The 25,835-nt window shown below is 58.4% G+C and carries 12 protein-coding genes; 1 reads left to right on the plus strand and 11 read right to left on the minus strand.

Going from position 1 to position 25,835, the window contains the following annotated elements:
- Nucleotides 1-365: 365 nt before the first annotated feature.
- From KIH75_RS02665 to KIH75_RS02680, 4 genes are all read right to left on the minus strand, one after another.
- A complete protein-coding gene (locus tag KIH75_RS02665; protein WP_219055276.1) occupies nt 366-1,190 on the minus strand; it encodes a fumarylacetoacetate hydrolase family protein in 825 nt (274 codons plus the stop codon).
- A 541-nt stretch (nt 1,191-1,731) separates the two neighbouring features.
- On the minus strand, nt 1,732-2,028 hold the full coding sequence (locus KIH75_RS02670; protein ID WP_219055310.1) for an acylphosphatase: 297 nt from the start codon (nt 2,026-2,028) through the stop codon (nt 1,732-1,734).
- A 268-nt stretch (nt 2,029-2,296) separates the two neighbouring features.
- Complete coding sequence (locus KIH75_RS02675; protein ID WP_219055277.1) at nt 2,297-3,217, minus strand: YggS family pyridoxal phosphate-dependent enzyme; 921 nt, start codon at nt 3,215-3,217, stop codon at nt 2,297-2,299.
- Between the two features lie 307 nt (nt 3,218-3,524).
- Nucleotides 3,525-6,092, minus strand: coding sequence for an ATP-dependent Clp protease ATP-binding subunit (locus tag KIH75_RS02680; protein ID WP_219055278.1), 2,568 nt, complete (start codon nt 6,090-6,092; stop codon nt 3,525-3,527).
- Between the two features lie 216 nt (nt 6,093-6,308).
- Here KIH75_RS02680 and KIH75_RS02685 point away from each other — a divergent pair, with 216 nt between their 5' ends.
- Nucleotides 6,309-7,316 (plus strand): universal stress protein, encoded by a 1,008-nt coding sequence (locus KIH75_RS02685; RefSeq protein ID WP_236027981.1) that lies wholly within the window; start codon nt 6,309-6,311, stop codon nt 7,314-7,316.
- Between the two features lie 15 nt (nt 7,317-7,331).
- On the opposite strand, the gene KIH75_RS02690 is transcribed toward KIH75_RS02685, so the two are convergent.
- The 7 genes from KIH75_RS02690 to KIH75_RS02720 all read right to left on the minus strand — a co-directional run bounded on the left by KIH75_RS02690 (nt 7,332) and on the right by KIH75_RS02720 (nt 25,204).
- Nucleotides 7,332-8,534, minus strand: coding sequence for a class C sortase (locus KIH75_RS02690; protein ID WP_236027982.1), 1,203 nt, complete (start codon nt 8,532-8,534; stop codon nt 7,332-7,334).
- 248 nt (nt 8,535-8,782) lie between these two features.
- Nucleotides 8,783-10,711 (minus strand): isopeptide-forming domain-containing fimbrial protein, encoded by a 1,929-nt coding sequence (locus tag KIH75_RS02695; RefSeq protein ID WP_219055279.1) that lies wholly within the window; start codon nt 10,709-10,711, stop codon nt 8,783-8,785.
- A 136-nt stretch (nt 10,712-10,847) separates the two neighbouring features.
- Nucleotides 10,848-16,331, minus strand: a complete 5,484-nt coding sequence (locus KIH75_RS02700) for a SpaA isopeptide-forming pilin-related protein (RefSeq protein ID WP_219055280.1) — start codon at nt 16,329-16,331, stop codon at nt 10,848-10,850.
- 557 nt (nt 16,332-16,888) lie between these two features.
- Nucleotides 16,889-18,031: a class C sortase gene (locus tag KIH75_RS02705; protein ID WP_219055281.1), complete on the minus strand. Its 1,143-nt coding sequence runs from the start codon at nt 18,029-18,031 to the stop codon at nt 16,889-16,891.
- Nucleotides 18,031-19,107 (minus strand): Cna B-type domain-containing protein, encoded by a 1,077-nt coding sequence (locus KIH75_RS02710; protein WP_219055282.1) that lies wholly within the window; start codon nt 19,105-19,107, stop codon nt 18,031-18,033. Before KIH75_RS02710 ends, KIH75_RS02705 begins: the two co-directional genes overlap by 1 nt.
- A 409-nt stretch (nt 19,108-19,516) precedes the next feature.
- Nucleotides 19,517-21,142, minus strand: coding sequence for a SpaH/EbpB family LPXTG-anchored major pilin (locus KIH75_RS02715; protein WP_219055283.1), 1,626 nt, complete (start codon nt 21,140-21,142; stop codon nt 19,517-19,519).
- A gap of 114 nt (nt 21,143-21,256) precedes the next feature.
- Nucleotides 21,257-25,204 (minus strand): SpaA isopeptide-forming pilin-related protein, encoded by a 3,948-nt coding sequence (locus KIH75_RS02720; protein WP_219055284.1) that lies wholly within the window; start codon nt 25,202-25,204, stop codon nt 21,257-21,259.
- Nucleotides 25,205-25,835: the final 631 nt, after the last annotated feature.

Below are 25,835 nucleotides of genomic sequence, written 5' to 3' on the forward strand. Positions count from 1 at the left end.
ACCCCGCAGGCCCTGCGCAAGGCCGTGCCGCAAATCCGCGGCGGCGCGAAAGTCACCAGCCCGGACGCCGAAGGCAGCTACAAGGCGCTGGAAAAGTACTCCACCGACCTCACCGCAACCGCCAAAGCCCCGCACATACAACAACAACCGCGACCGGAATGACGAAATACGTCACTCCAGCCACGGTTGTCGTCACACGGTCACGGGCGATGCCGCGCAGTCACGAGTCACAGACGCCGCGCACCACGCGCCGCACAACTAATGCCGCACGCCGCGCAGCCGCACAACCCCGCACAGCCGTGCACCCACACAACACCCGCGCACCCACACAGCAGCCACACAGCACCCGCGCAACCCGCACAAAATCAGCGAGCGCCCAGCACCACGTTGCGCAGGGAGCCGATGCCCTCCACGGTCACCACCGCTTCGTCGCCCGGATCAAGATGCCCGGACGCGTTCGGCGTACCGGTCAGAATAACGTCACCCGGCAGCAGCGTGGCGAACGACGAAATCGCGGCGATCTGCTCCGGAATACCGTGGATCAGGTTCGCGGTGGTGCCGGACGCCATCGGCACGTCCTCGCCGTTCAGCGTGAACGAAATCTTGGCGTCACGCCAGTTGAGGTCGTCGCGCGTCACGATCCACGGGCCGAGCGGGCAGGAGGTGTCGAAACCCTTGGCGCGCGTCCACATGGGGTCGAGGCCTTGCAGGTCGCGCAGCGTCACGTCGTTGACGCAGGTGAAGCCGAGCACGTAATCCATGGCGTTTTCGACGGTGACGTTCTTCGTCACGCGGCTGATGACCACGGCCACTTCCGGCTCGAAGTTCATGTCGTTGGAGCCCGCGGGGTAGATGATTGGGTCGTCGGGGCCGATGACGGAGGTGGACGGCTTGGAGAAGATTACCATGTCTTCCGGCGCGTGCTTGATGTCGGAGTGGCCGGCGTCGTGCATGAACTGGGCGTGGGCTTCGTAGTTTTTCGCGAGGCCGTACACTTTGGACGGGATGACCGGGGACAGCAGGCGGACGCCTTCGGCGTCGATCTTGTAGCGCTGACCGGTCGGGGTGACCTGGCCGCCCAGCAGCGGGTGGCCGTCGAGTTCGACGAGGTAGTCTTCGCCGTCGTTTTCGTCCTTCTGCACGAAGGCGTAGCGCGGCGTATCATTCAGGGAAAAACGTGCGATTCTCATACGCTACAGTCTAACGCCAGCTAGTGGCAGCCGGGTGGGATGGGCTGTATTTGTCCGATTTCGGGAAAGCAAGGTAGCTCAGCCGAAATCAGACAAAAATAGGCGGATTTTGTCCGATTCTGGAGAAAGCGAGGCGGATACATCGGGAATGAGCTAAGTTGGCAGACCTCATACCGAAATCAGACAAAAACGGGCCAAATTTGTCCGATTCCGGTAACAAGGCTGTGCTGGGAAAGCGGGACGGATCCGCTTGGGAAACCGAGGGCAAGCCTCATACCGAAATCAGACAAAAATGGGCCAAATTTGTCTGATTTCGGTAGGAGGGGACATATTCAGGGAAGGCGAGACAGACCCATTGGGGAAGAGGGGAACATATTCAGGGGAAAGGGGATGACTCAACCGGAATCGGACAAAAATAGGCCAAAATTGTCTGATTTCGGTAGAGGGGACTCATTCAGGGAAATGACTCAACCGGAATCGGACAAAAATAGGCCAAAATTGTCTGATTTCGGTAGAGGGGACTCATTCAGGGAGAAAGGGGCTAGTAGCCGCGTACGCGGAAGTTGGTTTCGTTGGGGAGGGGGTCGATTTCGTCGACGGCGACGTGACTTACTTCGCTCCATTTCGGGCCGAGTTTCAGCCGCGAGATCAGCACGGCCACGTCCCTGCGCGCGCCTTGCGCCTCAAGCTCCACATCGCCGTTCATCAGGTTGCGCACCCAGCCGGTGAGCCCGAGCTTCAGCGCCGTGGTCACCGTGAAATAGCGGTATCCGACGCCTTGCACCATGCCGCTCACCACGGCGTGGATGCGCAATTCGTCGCACGCTTCATCACGCATTTCATCACGCATTTCGCCGCGCACGCCGCGCACGCCGCCGTGCGAAACCTGTTCAGCGGGACCGCGCTGCCCCTCGCGAACGCCCATACTCGTCTCCAATCTCGCCTATCTTCGTCTGCCCGCGCCCGAATGCCTACGGGTCGACGGTCTCAAGCCAAATTCCAAGGGCCGGTGCGTCAGGGGCCAACACTCCAAGGGCCAACGTTCCAGGGGCCAATGTTCCAGCGGTAGACGGCTCAGCGGACTAGCACCCCTACGACGCCAAACCTCAGATGAACGCTCTTTCGCCGAAAATCCCGGTGCCCACGCGCACGATGGTCGCGCCCTCGGCGATGGCGAGCTCCATATCGCCCGTCATGCCCATCGACAGCTCCGTGCAATGCGCGGTGCCGGGCGTGCCGGACGCGAGAATCTGGTCGCGGGTTCTGCGCAGATGCGCGAAGCCGGATCGAATGGTGGCCTCGTCGTCCACGTGCGCACCAATGGTCATCAAACCCTTCAATTCCAGGCCGCCCATGTTGCCGATGCGCTGCGCGAGGTCGATGGCGTGGCTGGCCGGGCAGCCGGATTTCGACGCTTCGCCGGATTCGTTGACTTCCAGCAGCACGCCGACGGTGATGCCGCGCATGACGGCTCGCCGCGCGATTTTCTCGGCGAGTTCGATGGAGTCGACGGATTCGATGGTGTCGACGAATGGCAGGATCTTGCCGATTTTGTTGGATTGCAGCTGGCCGATCAGGTGGAACGGGATCACGCTGTTCTGTGCAGGATTCTGTGCAAGATTCTGCGCAGAACCAGCAGAGCCAGCAGGGTCAGCCGCATCAGCCGCACCGCCAACCGAAGCCACGCCAACCGAAGCCACGCCAACCAAAGCCACATCACCCGCAGCCCCCAGCGCAAACCCCCGTTCCGCCAGCAGCCGCACCAGCCCAGGCGCCTTGACCTGCACTTCCTGCGGGCGGTTTTCGCCGATCATCCACACTCCTGCGTCGATCGCGGCCATGATTTCGCCCACGTCGCGCGTTTTCGTCGCCGCCAGCAGCTGCACCGACCCCGCTTCGCGCCCGGCCGCCGCTTCCGCAGCCGCGATGCGATCGAGCACCGCATGCACGTTGTCCGCGATTTCGCGGGCACGCGCGCCGTCGATCGTCTCGTTCGTCAGGTCCTTATGATCCATGTACGCCGTCATTACCACTCACCTACCGTTCGTCCGTATGTTCCACTGTCCGTTCGCTCCACGGTACTACCCGTTACGGTTTACCCTTCTCGTGTTTCCTATCTCTACGGTATTACGCGCCGTGTCGCCTGCCAAGTACCGGTCCCGCGTGGCGTTCCGCCGAACGCCGCGCAACCAAACCACAACCAAACCGCGTCACCAAACACCACGCAACCAACCGCCGCGCCGCTAGCTAACGAAAAAGGGTCGAACATCACGTTCGACCCTTTCCGCTTATCAAGCGTTCAGTCAGCTAAGCGCGAAAGCCGGCAGCCCAAGCTCACTCGCCCAGAGCGCCCGGCGCGTCCGTGCCAGCGTCAGCCTCAGAGCCAGCGTCAGCCGCGGTACCAGCGTCAGCCGCACCCGCATCACCCGCATCAAACGCCTCACCCGTAAAGATGAAGTCGCCCAGCACGCCTTCGCCTTCGGCATCGACCTTCACACGCTCGCCGTCGGTCAGCTCGCCCATGAGGATCTTCTCGGAGATCGCATCCTCGATGTCGCGCTGAATCACGCGGCGCAGCGGTCGAGCGCCCAGCAGCGGGTCGAAGCCCTTCTGCGCGAGCAGGTCCTTGGCCTTGTCGGTCAGGTCCAGCTCCATGTGGCGGTCGAACAGGCGATCGTTGAGCTGCTTGACGTCGAGGTCGACGATCTGGCGCACTTCCGGCTCGGTCAGCTGCTTGAACACGATGATGTCGTCCAAACGGTTGAGGAACTCCGGGCGGAACTGCTGCTTGAGTTCCGAGGACACTTGTTCCTTCATGCGCTGGTAGCTCGATTCGGTGTTCGTGCCCAGACTGAAACCGGTGTTCGCGGCCTTGGCGATGTCGCGCGCGCCGAGGTTGGTGGTCAGGATGATGATGGTGTTCTTGAAGTCCACCTTGCGCCCCTGACCGTCGGTCAGATGGCCGTCGTCCAGCACCTGCAGCAGCGTGTTGAAGATGTCGGGGTGGGCTTTTTCGATCTCGTCGAACAGCACCACGGAGAACGGCTTGCGACGCACCTTTTCGGTGAGTTCGCCGCCTTCTTCGTAGCCGACGTATCCCGGGGGCGCTCCGAACAGGCGCGAGGCCGCGTACTTTTCGGAGAATTCCGACATGTCGACGCGGATCAGCGCGTCTTCGTCGTCGAACAGGAATTCGGCGAGCGTCTTGGCGAGCTCGGTTTTGCCCACGCCGGTCGGACCGGCGAAGATGAACGAACCGGACGGGCGCTTCGGGTCTTTCAGGCCGACGCGCGTACGACGGATGGAACGGGACAGTGCGGAAACCGCTTCGTCCTGGCCGATGATGCGCTTGTGCAGTTCGGCTTCCATGTTGAGCAGCTTCTTGGATTCGGCTTGCGTGAGCTTCACGACCGGGATGCCCGTGGTGGAGGAGACCACTTCGGCGATCACGTCCTCGTCCACGACCATCTTGACGTCGGATCCGCCTTCATGCCAAGCGGTTTCCTTGTCTTTGAGCTCGTTCTGCAGCTTTTCCAGATCGTCGCGCATGGCGGCGGCCTTTTCGAAGTCCTGATCTTTGACGGCCTGTTCCTTTTCGGCGCTGACCTTGGCGACCTTGGCTTCGAGCTCTTTGAGTTCGGGCGGCGTGGTGAGGCGCTTGATGCGCAGGCGCGCACCGGCCTCATCGATCAGGTCGATGGCCTTGTCGGGCAGGCGACGGTCCTGAATGTAGCGGGACGACAGTTCGGCTGCGGCTTGGATGGCACTGTCGGTGATGGTCACGCGATGGTGGTTTTCGTAGCGTTCGCGCAGTCCCTTAAGGATTTCGATGGTTTCGGCGATGGTCGGCTCGTGCACCTGGATCGGCTGGAATCGGCGTTCCAGCGCGGCGTCCTTTTCGATGTACTTGCGGTATTCGTCGGTGGTGGTGGCGCCGATGGTCTGGAGTTCGCCTCGGGCCAGCATCGGCTTGAGCATGTCGGATGCGCCGAGCGCACCGTCTGCGGCTCCGGCGCCGACGATTGTGTGGATTTCGTCGATGAACAGCACGATGTCGCCACGGGTTTTGATTTCTTTGAGCACTTTCTTGAGTCGCTCTTCGAAGTCGCCGCGGTAGCGCGATCCGGCCACCATGGAGCCGAGGTCGAGCGAGTACACCTGCTTGCCTTTCAGGGTTTCCGGCACGTCGCCCGCGTTGATTTTCTCTGCAAGGCCTTCGACTACGGCGGTTTTGCCGACGCCGGGTTCGCCGATCAGCACCGGGTTGTTTTTGGTGCGACGGCTCAGCACGACCATGACGCGTTCGATTTCCTGCGTGCGGCCGATCACCGGGTCCAGCTTGCCTGCGGCGGCTTCGGCGGTGAGGTTGCGGCCGAACTGTTCGAGGATCGCGGAGGAGGTTTTGCCGCCGAGCTTGTCGGACACGCTACCGGCGTTGGCCAGTTCGCCCTTGTCGTCGCCGGCTGCGTTGCCGCGGATCATGTCGATGGTGGCGGAGCGCAGTTCGCCCAGGTTCACGTCCATTTTGATGAGCACCTGGGTGCCTACGCCTTCGCCTTCGCGGATCAGGCCGAGCAGGATGTGCTCGGTGCCGATGTAGCTGTGGCCGAGCTGCAGCGCTTCGCGCAGGCTGAGTTCCAGCACCTGCTTGGCGTGCGAGGTGAAGGGGATGTGCCCGTTGGATGAGGCGTTGCCTTTGCCGATCATTTCTTCGACCTGCTTGCGGGTGGCTTCAAGCTCCACGCCTTTGGAGGCGAGCGCCTTGGCGGCTACGCCTTCGCCTTCGCGGATCAGGCCGAGCAACAGGTGTTCGGTGCCGATGTAGTTGTGCTGCAGGGCGCGCGCCTCTTCCTGCGCCAGCACAATCACGCGCCGTGCACGGTCTGTAAACCGTTCGAACATGCTTGTCCTTCCTCAAGTTACACTGCGCCCCACTTTACCGATTCGCGGTGACGTTTGCGTTGTTTTGCTTCACTTTTCGCTCAGATTCCGCTCAGAACGAAGCCGAATCGGGTTCGGGAGGGTGTGTGGGCGGTGACTGCGCACGCCGTTTCTGCGCGGCGGGGCAATGGTGAGACAGTATGCTTAGGGTAGATATGCCGTCGAAGGAGGCAACCAATGGTGGACAATACTACTGCACATGTCGCATTCGAGGATGGGGACGCGGCCGCGAATCTTGCGGATATCGTGGTTGGCGTCGACGGGTCCGATGAATCGTTCGCCGCGCTGAAATGGGCTATGCGCGAAGCTTCGCTTACTGGTCAGAGCATTAATGCCGTGTTTGGTTGGACGCATTCGTGGGATACGAATTCCGACGAGCCGGATAGTGAGGAGTCTTGGGCGCATGTGCGTCATGAGATTGCGGATGAGCTGCGTTCCTGGGTTGAGCAGGCTAGTGATGGCATTGATTTTGATCCTGAACGGTTGAAGATGACTTCCGTGCGTGCGTCTGGCACGTCGGCGCTGTTGCAGATTGGTAAGGATTCGCAGCAGATTGTGGTTGGCCGCCGTTCGTTGGGTCGTGTGGCGCGTTGGTTTATGGGTTCGCTTTCCGCTTCGTTGGCGGAGACGGCGCAGGTGCCGGTGACGGTGGTGCGTATTGCGGGCAGTGAGGATGAGACTGTTGCCGATGAGATTGCGAATTCGTTGACGCCGTCGAATGTGACGGTGCATTATACGCAGGGTTCTTCGCCGTCTAAGCCTGCGCAGCGCCCGGTGGTGGTTGGCGTGGATGGTTCGCCTACGTCGCTGCGGGCGTTGGATTTTGCGGTGTGGCATGCGCGGATTCATGATTTGCCGTTGCATGTGATGTTCTGCTGGCAGTTGCGTGATTTGGGGGCGGTTCCGGGCCATGAGACTACGGTTCCTTCCACTGAGGAGGGTCAGCGCTTTGCGGAGCGGGTGTTGGATGAGCTGCTTGCGAAGGCGGGTATTCCGAGTGATGTGGAGGTGGTGAAGAACGCGTTCCATATTCCGGCGTCGAAGGGTTTGATCGCGGCGTCGCGCTATGCGAGCCATGTGGTGGTTGGTTCGCGTGGTTTGACTGGCATGGATGCGCATTTCTTGGGGTCGGTGAGCCGTCAGATCATTAATTTCGCCGAATGCCCGATTACTGTGGTGCACTGAGCAGCGCGCAGCCACTCAAATCCAGTCGGGCCGCTCGGCCGCATGCTGGATCAGCATCCACAGGTCGCGATGCGGGATGAACGTGAGTGCCAGCCAGATCAGTAGCACCGCACCGGCGGTGACCAATGCGACGCGGACCGCGATCGCGCGCTTGTCTTTTGGCGCGGCGTTCGGATCGGGGATCGGGTGCGGTATTTTGCCGCGCAGTCCCGAAACAAGCAGTCGGTGCGTGTTCACGCCGTATGGTGTGCAGGTCATGAGTGTGATGCGGTCTTTGCCGGGTTCCACTTTGAGTTTGCTCACTTCATCCGGTTTGATCACGCTGATCCGGTCTACTTTGTAGCCGAGCGTCTCCCCCATCACGTCGACGTAGATGTAGTCGCCTTTGCGTAGTTCGTCCAGGCGTGTGAAGAGTTCGGCGTTCACTAGGCCGCGATGCCCGGTGAGTACGGTGTGCGAGTTTTTGCCGCCTGCGGGCAGGGATGTGCCGTACAGGTGGCCGACGCCGCGTCGAAGCGCGTCTTCGCTGGTGCCGTGGTAGATGGGCAGGTTCACGGAGATTTTGGGGATGCGCACGGATCCCATCACGCCTTCGCCGGTGTCGAGCAGGCTTTGGTATTCCTGGTCTTTGGCGGCGAGTGAGTCGTCTTCGTCGGAGGTTTTGCTGCCGCCGCTTTCGGTGGCGAAGGGGTCGTGCGCTTCGCCGATCACGGATTGGCCGGTTTGTGCGAGCCGCTTGTTGTAGGCGCGGGCGGCTGCCAGGGCTTCTTTGGCTTTGGGGTAGGGCCATCCGTTGACGGTTTGGGCGGAGGTGCTTGCCACGTTGGTCGCGTGTGATTGTTCGATGGCGCGCATGACGAATGGGGTGCCGATCACGAGCGCGGATACGGTGAGCAGCAAGATGGATAGGATGCCGAAGAAGCCGGAACTGCGGGCTTCCCGGCGTTCGGCTTTGCGTTGCGCGAGGCCTTCCTCGTCGGTGCCGATGATGTGTTCCCATGTGGCGAAGTCGCCGCCTTCCGGGGTGATGGGAGCCAGGTCGAGGGGATGATAGTGCGGTGGAATGGGGGCGGGATGGTTTGTTTCGGAGCCGGCGGCTGGCTTGTGTTCCGAAGAGTCGGCTGTGCGAGGCGACTGCGTGGGTGCGCTCTGCGTAGCCTGTGCGGCCTGCTCAGCCTGCCCGACCGGCGCGGCCTGCATGGCCTCGTCTTCCTCCATACGCACTCCTTGCCCCGAGTCGCCATAGGGCGACATTTTCCATTGCACCAATGTAGCGCATATTGTTCGGCACTCGAATCCACCCGATGGTTGCTTGCGGGAAGGCTTGTATATGCGCCTGTGGACGCTGGCGAATGCCTGCGAATAGCAGTGGGGCGAGGATCGGCAGACCCTCGCCCCACTGGGCGTGTACCAGCGATGCTACGTGAGTGGCATCGCTGGTGTTACCTGAGTTACCTGAGTCTCACTCAGACGCGCACCGCCCTGGAAGTGGACTTGCGAGAGCGGACCGCGGCAGCGGTACCGGCACCGGCCAGCAGCACGCCCACAGCGATGACGGCCACAAGACCCGCACCACCGGTCATCGGCAGCTCGGTGAGGTTCTTGGCGTTCTTCACGTGGATGGTGAAGGTGGCGTCGGTGGTCTCATCCATGGCGACTCGGGTATCCACATCGGTAAGCAGGGAGATGGTCTCCTTCTCCAACTTGTAATCGCCCCAGTTCCCCGTATGGTTAGCAGGCCTGGTGGAATCATCAGCCCTGTACTCAGGGGTAATGGTGACATCGAAGGAAGGCAGACCGAAGGTGGTGTAATCCTGGGCAGGCTTCGTTTCCTTCACCGTGTAAGTTCCCTGCTTCAGACCATCAAGACCAGTGACCATACCATTCTCATCAGACGTGAACTCAGTAGCACCTGCCTGGTCGGCCGCTTCCGTCCACTTAGCGTTATCGGTATCGTACTTCAGCCACTTTTGGGTGGCCTTATTCTGGACCTTGAACTTAGCGCCGTTGAGCAGAGTGGTGCCGTCCATGGCGGTCTTCTTCAGCCGGAACTTGAAGGTGTAGACATTGACTTCGCCACCTTCAATGGTCTTCGCGTCCGAAACCTTGTCGAACTTATTGGAGTAGGTCAGCGACACCTTGTTCTTGTTCTCCTGAAGCTGATTCGGCGTGGAGATTTTCGCATTGCCATTGAGCTTCGCCTTGACGATAATGGTCACGGTTGCGCCGTAGTTATTGGCCACTTCAGCGGAATTGACGTACTTGCCCAGGTCAATAGTGCTCTGGGTAGCATTGGCATCTCCTTCAGTTCCCGCATACCTAGCAGCAACATTGAGCTTGGTGTCGTACTGCGCGGTCTGAAGAGCGGTATCGCCAACCTTCACGCTTTCCACGCTCTGAATGGTCAGGCCTTTTTCGGCGGTATCGGTGACGATCAGCTTGCGGCACTTGGCGACCTCTGCCTCATCAGTGGAGGTCGTATCACACTTGGTGTAGGACGTGTAGTCCGGGATGGTGGTGGTCAGCTCGTAGTAGATGTCCTCGCCGATGTTGTAATCGGGCTCGGTGACGGCGTTACCGTCCTTATCCACAACCTGCTTGGTGATGCTCGGTGCAGAGGACTTCAGCGTAACCTGGCCAAGGCCTTCGGCCACCTCGGCCTGCGGGTCCGTCACGGTCACAGATGCCGGAATGGTCGAGGTGACGAGAATCGGGATGGACTGCGTCGGCTGGGCGGTCTTCGCGGAGGCCGCAGCTCCAGCAGTAGTAGTCACATTATCGAACTGATCAAGCAGCAGGTAATAGCCTTCACCGACGGCGTTATCGCCAGTCTTCAGCTCGCCAGTCTTCGCAGGGGCGTCGGTCTTCTCGAACTCGGCCTTCAGAGCGTTGGCGAACAGACGCAACTCGGTGTTGTTCTGACGGGACCAGCCATCCCGATAAGCCAGCTGATTGCCCTGAATGTTCTCGGCAATCCAGCCCAGCGGATTAGCTTCATCCTGCGGAGCGGTAGCACCACCCTTCGTGTCGTTGTAGTACGTCGAATCCGCATAGAGCTCGTACAGCGACTTGCTGGTATTGTTAGTGCTCTTAACATCCTTAAGGGCAGCTTCAATGGTCTTGACGTAATCGTCATTAGTATCGATCTGGAAGCTCTTCAGCTTGCCGTTCTCGCTGGTCACTTCGTACAGCCAACCAAGACGGTAACCGTTCAGAATGTGCTCCGTAGTATCTTCGTTGGGGTTCTTGATGGTGATCTTGCCACCGTTAGTATCGTTCTTGGCTGCCGCCAAGGTATCAGTAGCCGTATCCGCCGCATACGCGGAGCTGACGCCGAGCGCCATACCGCTGAGGGCGATGCCCAGGGCCGCGAGCCCCGAGACAACTCTCTTCATGTTCTTGTTCATTTCTTTTTCCTTTTCGTGTAGGCCGTTGCGCTTAATATGAAGCGCAAATTATCGGTCCTCTCAAATCTCCTGTGGCGAGGCTATCTCGCGCGTCGCCATGCTGTTTTACCGCTCATAGACGAGGTCATGCATGCGTTATTGTTCTTCGCCGTATGGCTTTACACGCTATCGCGCATATACCGGCGAGCACAGCAAGCCCGCCGCCTACGGCGAGAATGGTTCTGCCTGTCCAATCACCTCCTGTCATCGGAATAGCGGTTGCTATAACGGTCTTCTGGTTGACGATTTCGCCGAGTTGAATCGACAATCCCGTCTGAGAAGTTTCTTGTTGCGATGCGTCAGCAGATCCAACCGACGCTGGTCCAATCGTGAACGACGTACCTTTCGCCTGTGGAGTATACCCCCTTGGTGCTGTGGTTTCCACCAGCGAGTATTTGCCCCACGGCAACTGGTCGAGTTTGAATTTTCCGACCGCCGAATCACTGTCATTCCAAGTGTTTCCGGCACTTCCAGCACCCGACGGGCAGGGAGAAGACGTGCAATCGATAACATTGAATTCCTCGGCTGAGGCGAGCTGCACGTATCCCCCCGTCTCGGCATCATACCGATGGGTTCTGGTCAGCTTCCATGCGGAACCAGCGAGAGGCGTGCTCGTATCATCACTGCCGACTTTCGTCCACGTGACCGAGCCAAGCGTTCTGGTGTTCGTAATGTCGCCGATGTCGAAATCGAATACGGCCTGGTCATAATCCACTGCCTCGGCGCTGACTATGCCGCCGCTGCCGACGCTGTTGCGATACCACTGGCCAGTAGTATTCCCGCCCTCTTTCGGGCCGAAGGTGAATGTGCGGCCCGTGGATTCCACGGTGTACCCTTCGGGCGCTTTGCTTTCCTTGAGCGCATACTCGCCCCAGTCCAGTCCGGCTATGGCGAACCGCCCGGCTGCGCCGTCGAGGTCCGGGTATGGGTTGCTTTCCGTGGGCGTCTGCGCCGAGCAATCATTCACACCATTCTGCCCGTCCACGCAATCGGTGATCGTGACAGCCGCCGCATCGCCACCGGTTATCGCCGGATAGGTGGCTTTACCATCCGCCGACCATGCAAACGATGTCAACTTGGTCAACGCCCATTCGGACCCGCCGAGCGCCACGCCCGGCCCGGCATCACCGGCGCTGCCACCGGTACCACTGTCAGTACCACTGCCACCGGCGCTGCCACTCGTCGCGTCGTCCGCCGCCGCGACCTTCCGCCATGCGACCGTGCCGCGCATGCGCGTGTTCGTCACCTTGTTATCGCTTACGTTCGCGGGATCCCACGTCACGGTGCCGTCCGAGGCAAGCGTGACGGTGTAGGTTTCCACGGTTTCCACGTAGCCGTTGGGTGCCACGGTTTCGGTGAGCGTGTATGTGCCCGCTTCCAGATCGACGATGCGGAATCCGCCTACGCTCGTGTCCATATCGCATTTGCCAAGCGCGTCGCTGCAGGAGTAGACCGTCTCGTTAGCTGCGGTGACGGCACTGCTGGAGTCGGCGGCGTTCACGGCAATACCGACGTTCTTCGCCACGCTCTTCGCTGTGCCCGTCGCGCTCGTCAAACGTTCTACTTTGCTCGTCAAACGATGTACGGCGCTCTTCGCGCTCTTCGTGTTCGTCGCGTTCGTATTCGTCTCGCACCCGGTCGGCGCACTCGTCTTCCTCGTGCTCTTGTCTTCCACGGTGAGCACCGAATAGCTGCCACTGGGGAATTGGAACGGTTCGCCCGTCGACTGCGTGCCATTGGAGCCGTACCATTGGCGCTTGCTGTCAAGACGCTCGTTATCGCGGAAGTAATAGCCGTACCCGTCCTGCACTTGGTCGATCGGAATATCCGCAACCACGTAATTGCTGTTGCAGGCGGCTGTCTCCATTTTCACGGTGGTGTAAATGCCGTTCGACTTCTGCTGGTAGGCAAGCCAGTACCCGTTCGTCCACGAGCTCTTGACCGCGCTGGTATTGAAGTAGACGCGAAGCGTGCTGGTGTTGGCCACCTTGATCTTGATTTTTGTGATTGTGCCGTTGCCGGTGCGGACGCGAACGGTCGCGGAGCCGATGGCCACTGCCTTGATGGTGGCTTTGGTGTCGTCGCTGGAATCGGCGGTTACGGTGGCGACGCTCGTATTGCCGCTGCTCCATGTGAGCGTTGCGCTGCTGGGAGTCTTGGTGGCGGTGAGGGTAAGCGTCTTGCCTTGGGCCAGTATGATTGTGTCGCCGGATGCGTGATCGTTGATCAATACGGTTTCCTCCGTGCTCGGCGGAGTGACGATGCAGGATGCGGGAACGCCTGAAGAGAGCGTGCCTGCGGTCACCTTATCGCCGCTCTTGCTGCTGCCGCTCAACGTGAGTTCGGCGGAATAGCTGTAGTGATAGTTATTGGCGTTCCGATTGTTGTTATCCCAGGCATTGTTGTAATACACATCGAACTGGAACCCTTTCCTGTCAGGGTTCTTGAACGTGTACTTCAGCCAGCCATCACATTCGGCGGCTTCCATCTGCAGGCCACTCACCCATTTCGTCTCGCCGTCCAGAAGATACTGGAAATTCGGCAGCACATTCGTACCGAACACACTCGTCGGGTAATACACCGTCGTAGTGGTTTCTTCCGCCGGAATGGCGGAGCAGCCTACGGGAGCACCCGTGGAAAGCGTGCCCGGAGTAATGGAAGAGCCCTTATTGACACTGCCGCTCAGAGTGATCTCAGCAGCGTAGACATGCTTGTAGTCCGTACCGCTGCCGCCACCGTTATCCCACACTTTGCCGGAGTAGACGTCAAAGGTGAAGCCCTTCTTGTTGGGATTCTCGAATGTGTACTTCACCCAGCCATCACATTCGGCGGTTTCCATCTGCTGAGCTGTCACCCATTTCGTCTCGCCATCCAGAAGATACTGGAAATTCGGCAGCACACTCGCACCGAACACACTCGTCGGGTAATACACCGTCGTGGTGGCGATCTGCGACGGCGGGTTGACGACCGTGACGGTAACCGACGCGCACTTCGCATCATCCGCCATGGAACAGGCTTTGATCGTGGTCTCCCCCACTGAGATCGGCGTAACCAGGCCGCTGTCGTCAACCGTGGCGAAGCCCGGGTTGGAGCTGACCCATGTGACCGTCTGCGGCACACCGCTTGTGGAACCGTTCGTGCCGGTCACTTCGGCAACCAGATCGGCAATATCGGTGGTGTCCAGTGTGATTTTCGTCACCGCTTCGCCGTTGCGCTTGATCGTCACCTTCGCCACGCTCATGGTGGTGTCGGTGATGTGGTAGGCGACATTGGAGCCGTTCTTCTTCAAATACCATGCCGCGCCCGCGAGCTTCTTGCCCGTCGCGTCCTTGTCGACCTTCGACCAGTCGAGTTCGAGACCTTTGCGTTCGTTGATGATCTTATCGTTATCGTTCTCGCTGCCCGAAGCGATCAGTAGCTTCTTGCCGTCATCCGTAATCAACGCGCCGTTTGAGTCGTATACCGCCGCGATCGTATGCGAGACGCTGCCTTCCTTCCCTGCGGCGATGGCGTAAATGTTGCTGTTCGTCCGGTAGCCCGCATTGTTGGCGGAAACCTCACGGAGATAGTACGTGAGCGTCGTACCGTTTTCGGACGGGTTCAGGCCGCCGACTTCGAAGGAACCGTTCGATTGCTTGTCTTCATCGCCGTATTCGCCGTCGGTGACTTTCTTCAACGCCTTGGGGAGGTTGTTTTCCTTCGCGTCCTCCAGCGAGCCGTACACGGCCCACGTGGTGCCTGCGAGCGCGTTGTGGCTTGCGCTGTCGTCGACTTTGTCCCATGCGAGGGTTGCGCACTGGGCGGTGTATGCGCCGTTCCAGGGCACGTTGTGGCGTTCCTGGTCCATGTCTAGGGCGGAGGCCGAGTGGCTGCGTTCGGAGTTGACGAACAGGCTGCCATTGACATCGCTTACCGGGGTCGGGTTGTACATGGAAAAGTCGCCGCCGATCCATACGCGGCCATTGGTCGACACGTGCGATTCGAAGTTGCCGTTCGGTACGAGCACGCTGCCGAGCAGCCCCGCGGCGGGGTCGTCTGTGGTCGTGACTTCGGCTGTGGTTGTGGTCTCCTTCATCTCGCCCCAAACGCCATCCTTGTGCGCATTGGTGGAGAGCGTGAAATTGATACCAATCTTGCCGGTCGCTTGGCCGCCCATAATCGTCAGGTTGGTGGTGTCGGGGAAGTTCCACAGGACCTGCTGTGCACGCTTCATGTACGCTTCGTCGTTGAACGATCCGCCGATTTCCTTCGCGTCCTTCTTCGGATCGCCGTTCACTTCGGTCCACCAGAAGCGCCAACCGTTGTGGTAGCTGAGGGTTTGCGCGTTGGCACCCGTCACGTTGATGGCGACGGATGCGGTGTCGGGAATGTTTTCGAAAGCGTAGCTGTAGCTGGTGTCCGCGTCGAGTTCGTTGGAGTCCAGGTTGAACACTTGCAGTGCGGAAGTACCGTCACCTCTGAACCTGATGATGGTTTCGGTGGTGTTGGAAATATGGTAGGTGTAGTTGGGAGTGTCACCTGTTTTCGATATGAATTTGTTCCGGTCGAACGCATCGGTTGACTTGTACGTGTCGTTATCGCTAGACAGGAATTCGCCCTGCCCCACGTACACGCCGTCCACGCTGCCCTGTTCACCCAAGGACTTCAGGTTCTGCGACATGTTCACGATCTTGTCGCCGAAGGAGTCCGTCGTGCTGGTGGTGACGAACACTTCGTCCGTATTACCGATATTGGTGTCGCTCGCACTCTTGTTCCAGTTCACCGTGCTTGTCGCGTCGCTCGGCACATACACGGATTGACGGGTGTCCCAACGGTTCTTGTCCGTATTCTGCGAGAGCCCCGGATAACCGAGGAAGTCGTTGGCGGTGCCCTCGTACAGGGTGGTGGGCGTGCCATTGTTCGCGATATTGGCGGTGTACTTTAGGGAGCTTTCGCTGGAAAGCTTGCCGATCCAACCGGCATTGCCCCATGCTTGGGCGCCACCCACCCAGTTCAGGGATTCGTTATTGCTCTGCCCGTACACGTCGAGCACGGATTCATTTTCGGCGGGGCGGAACTGGGCGCCGAAGCCCACCGTTCCGAAACGGAAACCGCGAGCATCGCTCAAGCCCTGGTCGTTGTCTTTCCACACGGTCCAGGAGGTTTTCAGCGGATGCATGAGCAGCTTGCCTTTGACGGCGGTCAGGCCTTCGGCCTCCACCGCGTAGGAGCCTTCCGGTCCGTTCGCGTCGTTCATGGTGCCGCCGGTGTTTTTGCCGACGTACATGTCGCCGCCCACATACGTGGCGATACCATCATCGACTGTGCTGGAACCGATATCCGCACCACCCCACTGGATGGTTTTGCCGCTGCACACGCCCGGTGTGACGGCGGCATTGCTGTTGCCGGCGCTGTTGCTGGCGCCGTCGTCGGCGGCGCTGGCGGTACTGGTGAGGCTTGGGGTGATGGCGAGTGAGGCGGTCATACCGAGGGCGATGAAGGCAGCAAGAAGCGAGCGAACACGTCTGCCCACCGGCACGACTGCGTTCGCTCGCATGGCAAAGCCCGTAGGCCAAGCTGCGTGCTTCATGGTCCTCTTCCTTGCGCGTCGCTTGCGTCTTGTTCTGCCTAACAACCACATCATTGTCAACATCGAAATAGCGATGCCACATCATCGCATCTCGAAAAGGCACTGTCTAGGTTAGACTCTTTCCACACTTTTTGCAACACGGTTTCATTGCCGACGGGGGGATATGGACAGAGGCTTGAACTGGTGTGACATGGGGTGGCGAAACGTCAATAATTGCAAGGTGTTTGAGATTGTTTTCATGGCACTATTCAAGGGATTTGCAAGGCCTGCGTGGTGAGGTATGACAACGTAACAGGGGGCATGATAATCGGTCATGATTGCCACCGATTGCAATCGATTGACGTCGCTGCGAAAACACCGGAATTTTGTCAACAGCTGAATCGTTCCATACCGCTGAAAATGGCATGGTATAAGCGATGTGATCACATTGAGACGGCAACGCTCGCGATGGAAATGACATTGTTGGTCATTTCGGTCAAAGATTTCGCCGTCAAACGATTTACGAACGGGGCGCCCACAACCACAACCACACTCACAGCCGCATTCACGGCCACACGCTAGCGTTTGCTGCGATGCTTGGGCTTCGGCTTGCGGTAGGCGCGTCCGGAGTTGTGTGCACCGGTCGATTCGCGGGCGGTGCGTACGCGCACGAGGCAGGTCACCAATGCCACCAGTATGGCGATGATCAGCAGTGCCACGATGATCGTGGTGAACACCATGGTGGTCGGATCGTCGTATTGCGTGTTGTCCGGCGTGGTCGGGTTCGGGATGCGATGCCCGCGCACCAGTAGACGATGCGAGTTCACGCCGTATGGCGTGCAGGTGATGAGCGTGGCGAAGTCCAGCGAAGTGCTGATGTTCAATGCGCTTAAGTCGTCCGGCAGCACTACTTTGATCTGGTCGACTTGGTACGTGTAGGTGTCGTCGAGCACGTGGAAGGCGAAGGTGTCGCCTTTTTTCAGCTCGTCCAAGCCGGTGAACAGTCGCGCGGAGGGCAGGCCTGTGTGGCCGGAGATCACCGCGTGCGTGGTTGGCCCGCCGACTGGCAGTGAGGTGCCTTCAAGGTGGCCGGTGGCGACCTGTAGCACGCCTTCACTCGTACCGTGGTAGATCGGCAGTTTCACTTTGATGCGGGGAATGGTCACGTAGCCCATGATGCCGGTACCGGTGATGTCGAGCGTGTTCTTGTACTGCTCTTTTTGCGTGGCGTTCATATGCCAGCGGTCACTGTTGGCGGCGAGTTTGAGGTTGTAGGCGTGCGCGGCGTCGAGGAGTTTCTTCTTCTCCGCTTTGGACATGTCTTTGGTTTTGGCCACGTACCCGGCGACGGCGTATGACTGGTGCATTCGGTTCCACCAGTCGGCCACGGACGGGTAGGCGATGAGGCCGAGGCCGCCGATCAGCACCACGACCAGGAACCCGATGAGGATGTTCAGGCCGAGGTTGTCTTTCTTGCGTTTTTTGCGACGGTCGACGCGGCTCATCGTTTCCGATGACGGGGATGCGGTTTCCGAAGCTTTAGAGGCCTCGGTTTCGGAGGTCGCTGTGTCGGTTCCGGGGGTTGCCTCCTCGGTTTCGGACGTTGCTGCGTCGGTTTCGGGGGTCGCGGCGCTTTCGGATGCGACGCTTTCGGCGTCGCTATCCGTTATTTGGCGTTCTTTCCGGCGTCTGCCGGTATGTTTCCCGTTCGAACCGAACATCACTCGCTATCGTCCGAGGAAGGCTGTTCCGTGGAGGCCTGTTCCGAAACCTGTTCCAGGGGCTGTTCCGTGGAGTTCTGCTCCGCGTCGTCTTCCGAAGCGTTCTTCTTGCGCACCACGACGGCGATCACGATGCCGGCGATGGCCAACACGACGACGATTACGGCGATGATGGCAACGCTCGCACCGGTTTTCGCCGATTCGGGCTTGGCGGTGTTGGTTACCGTGTAATCGTTGTTTTCACGGTCGACGAGCGCGGTGTAGTTGCCTGGCACGTTCGCTTCGACCACGGTGTACTCGTGCTTGGCTTGCAAGCCTGTCCACGTGTATTTCCAGTTGTTGGCGCTGTTGAGCATGATGGAATCGTAGAGCTTGCCGTCTTGCAGCAGGTTCATTTTCACGCTTTCGGGACGCTTGGAGGAGTTCTTGTCTTTCCACACCTTGTTTACGCTGATGGTGGTGGTGGGCGGTACGGCGCAGTCGGCTTTCGGCTCGATGCTGAGGGTGCGCTGTTCGTCGGCGTTCTTGTGCACGTTTGGCAGGGCGACGAGCATGGCTGCGGTCTGGCAGGTGAGCACGTTGCCTTCGTAGGGGGCGACGACCGTGAGGTAGAGGCCGTCTTTCAGCTGGTTGAAGGTGGCGATGCCGTCGCTATCGGTTTTGAGGGTGCTGGCCGCGGCGGGCTTGTTTACTGCGATGTACCCGGCCATGGTGTTGGCGAAGTCGCGCAGGGTTTGCTGGTCGGCGTTGAGGATATCCCAGTCGACCGGGTATTGGCTGTGATCGGCGAAGTCGCCTGCGGGAGTGTAGCCGCCTTTGGCGGACCAGTCAGCCAGGTAGTAGAGGTTGACGGTGGCGAGGTTGAGTGCGGCGTCCTGATACTGGTAGGTTACGGTGATGCTGCCGTTTGCGCTGGCTGCGGCGCTGGCGCCCGTTGTGGAGTCGGCTGCCGTGGCTGTTGGCGTGCCCAAGCCGATGGTGGCGAGCACGAGTGCGAACATGCAGCACAGCGCCGCGATGATGCGGTGCGTTGCCGTTCTGTTTTTCATCTCAGCCCTCTCATTCTGGCTTGTCATGTGTGTCACCTTCGTTGGAAGTTGGTGTTTTTTATGGTTCCTTAATCGGGTTCCCCCTCGGGCCCCTATCAAGGGTTCCTTAGGATGCGGACAGCCGTCAAACACGATGCGCGTGGCTGATGCGCGTGGCTCGTGGTTGCCGATCATTCGTAACGTAAGGACAGCGTTTTGGATGTGTGGTCGGATGACCGATCGGTTGCTTGGGCAATGGCGGCCGGATCCGGCGATGAGGTCGAATCCGGGCCAGTTGCGTATTGAGTTGTGTGAGTTGTGCTGTTTCGCCCGGCCGGGGTGATGCCGCGAATCTGGGAGACGCGGCATCATGCCCGACTATGGCCGGCACCGGAACCCGGTGCCATCACATCAGCGCCATCATCTCGTATGGGCTGGTGCGATGTTGCCGTTACGCTCAGCGAGCGTTGCGACGACGGACCGCGAAGGCGATGCCGAAGGCAGCCACCAGGACGATGGCAGCGCCAGCAGCATACAGCACGGTGGTGCCCATGCCACCGGTGGACGGCAGCGAGGAGCCCTTAGTGTTTGCAATCTTGATCGCAACGGTACCCGTGCTGGTTTCGCCAGAAGTTTCAGTACCGCCATTCACGGAAACAGCAATATCGGTCAGAGCGGAAGACGGAATCTTATCCCACTGCTGATCGTTCTTAGTGGTTGCAGTGATCTTGACAGTGAAACCATCTTCCGGCAGATTGTAGCCCGCAGGAGCCTTGGTTTCCTTCAGCGTGTAAGTGCCATCGTCAAGACCGATGACGGAGAAATTGCCCTGATCGTCAGACTTGATTACGGTGCCGTCGTTTTCATTTGCGGCCCAGCCGGTGACCTTGTGGTTGACGTCAATCTGAGCCCAAGAACCAGCAGCATTCTGCAGCTTGAACTCGGCATCCTTCAGAGTCGTGTTGTTGTCGGTGGCGTCAACCTTGGTACCGTTCAGCTTGTAAGTGAAGACGATGACCTTGTCATCCGGGGTCTTGTCGGTCGGAGTATCTTCACCCTCACCAGAATTGTTCGGGTTGTTGGAATATTCCAAGTTAACGGTGTTCGTATTGCCATCCAGACCAATTACGGCATTGCTGTTCAGCGTGGCGCTGTATTCGACGATGATGAACTTGACCTGTTCGACGCCACCAACCGTCTTCAGATCCTTGAAGGAGACAGTCAGATTCTGACCAGAAACAGCAACCGTAGCAGAGGCAGTGATGTCAGCCTTGCTGGTGCCAGCCTTGTCATCAGCAACATAGACCTTAACACCTTCCTTAGCGGGCAAAGTCAAACCCTCGGAAGCAGTATCGTGGAAGACGTACTTGTAGGTGGTGTAACGGCTCATGTCCGGAACGGTACCGATCAGCTTGAACGGAACCTGATCACCGATGTTGTAGTCAGCAACGTCATTGTAACCTGCGCCGTAACCGCCATCAGTGCTGAACTTGCTGGAGTTCTCCTTGACCTTCTTTTCGACGGTCGGATAATCAACCTTCAGAGCTGCTTCCACATTGCCCACAACCTTCAGAACGTAGGCGGTGAAGGCTTCACCCTTGTTGGAGGCAGTGTAGGAATCCTTGATCAGGTAGTAGCCGGCCTTCAGACCAGAGATGGTCACATCAGAGCCGGTTCCCTGCGCAGTACCGGTTGCTCGACTCGCCAGATAGCTCTTCGAACCATCCTTACCAGCAACATTATTCGCGAAGGTCTTAGCTTCGGCGGAATCATTCTGCTTGCCGCTGAGGCTCTCAGCCACCTGGGCTGCAGTTTGACCCGCATACGGAGCCCCCGTTGCAGTCAGAGCAGCGCTGTCAACGCCGTCGCCCCACTCGATATCAACAAGAGCGGAATCGCTGATACGGCCCTTGAACACCTGATAGGCATCATAGGTGTGGCCAGCGGCAGAGTTCTTGATGGTCAGCTTGTAGTCGGTTGTGGTGTCCGGAGCCGCAGTGGCGCTGGCTGCGCCGGCGAAACCGGCGATGGCCATGGCCGCGGTGGAGACCACGGCGACAAGGCCCTTGAGTACCTTATTCATTCTTTTTCCTTTACTTTATTGGTTATATCTTCTCTGATATTAAGTTTTCAGCCCTTTAGGAGAGGGCATCATAGAACAGCTACGGGCCGCCCTCTCCTCTCACAGAGTCGATAATCATGATTGCCGCCTCCTGAGGCTCAAGGCCAGACCGGCCACGGCAATCGCCACTGCGAGGAATCCCGCAGTGTACATCTTGTTCAACCCTTCGCCGCCCGTGCTAGGCAGGACGACACCAGGGGTGTTGGTAATGGATCCACCGTCAACGGTGAACGCCGTATTCGCGTTGTATGCGGCAGTAGTATCCGTCTTGAAACCGTTGGACGTGTACCATTCACCGGTCACATCGGAGCCTTCGGCGGGACCAATGCGGAACGTGTGCGGCGTGCTGTCCAGATCGTACCCGTCAGGAGCCTTGGTCTCGACGAGCTGATACTCGCCCCATGCCAAGCCCATGATCCTGAACTGGCCGGCCGCGCCGTCGATATCCGCGTAGGTTTCAGTGGAAGCGGCGCACTGCGCAGTGGAAGAGTCCACGCAATCCTTGATGGTTGCGAGCACCGTACTCGTCTCCGTGTACTTGGCCTTACCATTCTCCCAGGAGAAGCTCTTCGTCTGGGTCAGCTTCCATTCGGAACCGCCCAGCAGCTTGGTGCCATCGGTCTTATCGACCTTGTTCCACGTGACCATGCCGGTCTTGCGGGTGTTCGGCAGCTTGTTGCCGGTCTTGGCGGGATCCCACGTGACCTGGCCGTTCTGGATGGTGATCTTGTACGTGACACCGACATCGAAGCCGTTTGGCTCGCCGGTTTCTTCCAGAACGTAGTAGCCGTCCGCGAGATCACTGATACGGAACGCACCCGGATTGGTGTCTTCATCGGTCAACTCACCCAGAGCGGCATTGGCAGCACGACTGGTTCCACTCGCCTGCGTTGCAGCCTTCGCGGCCTTGCGCACCGCCTTGGCGGACTTGGCCGACTGCGTGCTGGTCACGGCGCAGCCGCTCGGAGCGGAGGCACTGTAGTTCGGGCCTGTGGAAATGGTCACATTCTCGGGGAGCGTGGTGTCACGGGCGAACTTGAAGTTACCATCGCTCTTCGGCACATCAGCGTTGCCCGGACCATACCAGTCTTGGCCATTCTTGGGGAGGAAACCGAACTGGCTGCTCGCGCTGATATCATCCATCGGAATCTGCGCATATGCGTACTGACTGCAGGAACCGCTCATCTGGGTCATGTCCTGATCGATCCAAGTGACGTTGTCCTTCAAACGGTAATGCACCTTCACGTTGTTGGCACTCCACTGCCCCTGATTATTCGAGTCGAAGTACAGGGTGAGGTACTTCTGCGCCGATGTCACGGTAATTTCGGCGGAAGCAAACGCGCCTTCCGCGGTGCTCGCCGTAATGGTGGCAGTACCGACGCCCACGCCCTTCACAAGACCATTCTGATCAACCTTGGCGACCAGCTCATTGTTGGACGACCAGGTTATCTTATGACCCTCAGGATTGACCGTTGCATGCAATTGCACGGTTTTGCCTTCTACAATCTTTTCGTTCTCAGGCGTAACCGTAACCTTAAGACCACTGTCACCGGTCACCTTGAACTTCACGGACGAGCAGACATCAGCATTCGATGTCGAGCATGCCGTGATGGTGACATACTCATCACCACTGTTGGACTTCGGCGTCACAATACCGCTACCGGCGTCGACAGTGGCGTAGAAGTCGTTCGAGGAAGACCACACTACACCGGACGGGGCTTCGCTCGGAGTGACGGTGGCAGACAGTCTGAATACGTTGTTGACCGCCTTCTCGCCCAAATCCTGATCGTCGCTATACTCAGCTCCAGTCATCAGGTCCTTGATGGTGACACCCGTCACATTAACCGTGTTGTCCTCGATGCTCTTCGGCCAGCCTTCTTCGACATCCGTACGAGCTTCGCTCGTGTACTTAGTCAGGTTCCACGTGGATCCGGCAAGCTTGGTATCAGTGTCGTCAGCATCGACCTTGGACCATGCCAAGGAGCTGCCCCTCTTCTTGTTGACGATTTTGCCGTTCCACAGGGTCTTCGCCAACTCATCGGCGATTTCATTGCCGTTCTTATCGTAGACGGCGGTGATACTCGGAGAAGAAGCACCTTCGTCACCAGTATCGATTCGATACACGTTTTCGTTCAGCTGATAGTCAGCGCTGCCTGTGGACGTTTCCTTGATGTAATACGTGGCGTTGGCGGTAAGTCCGGTAAGCGAGAACTCGCCATCCGCATCATTGCCATCATTCCAACCGTTGTCGGTGATGGTGGTAAGCGGAGTAGCCGATGCGGCAACAGCATCGTTCTTCGTGCCATACACCGACCACGTGGTGCCACCCAATGCATTGCCATCAGCATCAACCTTGGACCACTGGATCGTGGAGCATGAGGTGGTCAGCTGGCCGTTCCACGGCAGGTTATGGCGTTCCTGATCCATATCGATCACGGAGGAGGTCGCGTCTTCGGCCATATCCACACCGATGTTGCTCGGGTTATACATGGAGAAGTCGCCGTAGACATACACACGACCATTGGTGGTGACATGGCTTTCGAAGCTGCCGTTCGGCACCATAATGCTGCCGAGCATGGCTGCGGCAGGGTCATCGTAGGACTTCAGAACCTGAGGGTTCGACGTTCCATATGTACCGTACTTGACATAACCGCTGTCTGCCACGCCGCCCTTGATGGTGAGCTTGGAAGTTTCGGCGAAGTTCCACATGATCTTCTGCGCGGCATTGCTGTATGACTTCCGCATCGCATCGGTCACATGGCCATCGCCGGCATTGGCCGTCACATAGCCATTAGAGATTTCCGTACCATTCCACCAGAAACGCCAACCGTTATTGAACGTAATCGCGTTCGAACCCGTGACATTGATAACCACCGATGCCGTATCAGAGATGTTCGTAAAGGCGAAGGAGATACCGCTGTAGCCTTCGGAATTCAACATTGAGGCATCAACGTCGAACACTTCAAGGGACGGATCGTTCGTACCAGCGAAGGTGATCAGCTTTTCCTTCTGCTGGTTCGTGCCGGGATTACCTTCAACGAAGTTGAAATCGTACTTCGTGTTCTTGTTTATGCCCGTCTCGGTGGGATCCTTGTAGCGGTAGTGGTAACGCGAATACGTGCCAGCAGGCGCAGTGCCGGAAGTAACCGTTCCGGTCGTCTTGGCCTTCAGGAGCTTGCTGGACGTGCCCTGAACGCTTTCTTTAAGGAAGTTCGAGTAGTCCTTCGTTTCGCCGTTGACACTGACGTTGCTCAGCGAAACATCGTTGCTGTAAGTAACGTCGGTGCTGGTGGCTTCCTTGTCTTTGCCTGCATCGTAAACGGAACGCGAATAGTTCGATCCAGTGGGAGCATAAGCGGCATCCTCACCTGTTTTAGGACCGTTGTTGTAAGGAACGCTGGTGTTGCCCTGAATCTTGGCCTTGTACTGGTCGCCCGTGTTGGTGTTCACAAAACCACGCGCGGTATTACCATCCGTCCAGCCGCCGAGGGCAGACACAACCTGTGAGTTGTTGTAGAGGTTGTCTTTCATCGTCAGGCTGTTGTTGCCAGCCACGACCAACACATCGCTATCGGCTTTCGGGCGATACTGACCACCAAAGCCGACCACGCCGAAACGGAAACCTCTGCGGTTCCAGCTCTTCTTCGCGGAGTTGATGGCGAGCTTGCCGTTGACAAGCGTCAGACCCTCGGCTTCCACTGCGTATGACTTGTCAGGACCCTGACTTCCGTTCAGTTCGGAGTAGTTATTCAAATTGGCGCCAACGTACATATTGCCGCCAACATAAGTGGCCACGCCGGAATCGACTTTGGCGTTGCTCGTGTCGTCGCCCAAGCCAATGGTCGTCGGCGTGCAGAGACTGCCATTGGCTTTGACTGAATCTGCGTTGGCGCTGGAGGAACCGATGGAGACGGCGGCGGTTGTCATCATGCCGACGGCGACGATAGCTGCGGTGAGTGCACGAGCCGGTTTTATCCCCCGTTTCAGCGCTACGTGCTTCAGCCGTTCCACCTGATGCCTCATCGTAATATGCTCCTCAAATAGCTCTATGTTTCTGAATGCCATCGTTCCCATTCTTACCCCTTCGGCGGCGAACTTTCCGCGTCATCGGGGAACGCTGTATTCAGTTATCCACAAACCTAAATACGAGATTATAGCGTTCGTTTGCATTACGCAAATCGGCGCTCGTAAAATTCTCATCGCCTAGTTTTACCTGGCGCCGATTACGTCTCATCACACATCGCACACCTTGTGTGGCGATCTTCATTTCGTTGTAATTCCGCCATTTTCCAGCCCTTACAGCATGTGCCGTTTTACCGTATGCAACATCTGTTGACGCGTAAAATTATTAGACTCCGCAATTTTTATTGCCTAATTTCTAACGGTATTTCTTGACACTTTACCTATGAATGACTATTTTCTAGCGCTTGTTGTCATCATCGTGAAAACGTTTTCAGATTTGCTGACCAAACCCTCTTCGCAACCCCCGTTGGCGCATTTTCCCGAACGTCAAACGATGCGCTCCCCACCCCGCAAACCGCCTGTATCGGCCCACATACGCAAAATAAGCCCGATCCTGTCCGATTCCGGTACGAGACATACGAAGCCTCCCCATCCCCCTCAACCGAAATCAGACAAATCCGGCCCGATTCTG

Origin of the sequence: Bifidobacterium pongonis, from assembly GCF_019331805.1 — a bacterium.
GTDB lineage: Bacteria > Actinomycetota > Actinomycetes > Actinomycetales > Bifidobacteriaceae > Bifidobacterium > Bifidobacterium pongonis.

Bases quoted from the DNA above. Each gene is read 5' to 3' on its own strand.
- KIH75_RS02665 (WP_219055276.1), bottom strand. From the start codon at position 1,190: ATGAGAATCGCACGTTTTTCCCTGAATGATACGCCGCGCTACGCCTTC.
- KIH75_RS02670 (WP_219055310.1), bottom strand. From the start codon at position 2,028: ATGCGTGATGAAGCGTGCGACGAATTGCGCATCCACGCCGTGGTGAGC.
- KIH75_RS02675 (WP_219055277.1), bottom strand. From the start codon at position 3,217: ATGACGGCGTACATGGATCATAAGGACCTGACGAACGAGACGATCGAC.
- KIH75_RS02680 (WP_219055278.1), bottom strand. From the start codon at position 6,092: ATGTTCGAACGGTTTACAGACCGTGCACGGCGCGTGATTGTGCTGGCG.
- KIH75_RS02685 (WP_236027981.1), top strand. From the start codon at position 6,309: ATGGTGGACAATACTACTGCACATGTCGCATTCGAGGATGGGGACGCG.
- KIH75_RS02690 (WP_236027982.1), bottom strand. From the start codon at position 8,534: ATGGAGGAAGACGAGGCCATGCAGGCCGCGCCGGTCGGGCAGGCTGAG.
- KIH75_RS02695 (WP_219055279.1), bottom strand. From the start codon at position 10,711: ATGAAGAGAGTTGTCTCGGGGCTCGCGGCCCTGGGCATCGCCCTCAGC.
- KIH75_RS02700 (WP_219055280.1), bottom strand. From the start codon at position 16,331: ATGAAGCACGCAGCTTGGCCTACGGGCTTTGCCATGCGAGCGAACGCA.
- KIH75_RS02705 (WP_219055281.1), bottom strand. From the start codon at position 18,031: ATGTTCGGTTCGAACGGGAAACATACCGGCAGACGCCGGAAAGAACGC.
- KIH75_RS02710 (WP_219055282.1), bottom strand. From the start codon at position 19,107: ATGACAAGCCAGAATGAGAGGGCTGAGATGAAAAACAGAACGGCAACG.
- KIH75_RS02715 (WP_219055283.1), bottom strand. From the start codon at position 21,142: ATGAATAAGGTACTCAAGGGCCTTGTCGCCGTGGTCTCCACCGCGGCC.
- KIH75_RS02720 (WP_219055284.1), bottom strand. From the start codon at position 25,204: ATGAGGCATCAGGTGGAACGGCTGAAGCACGTAGCGCTGAAACGGGGG.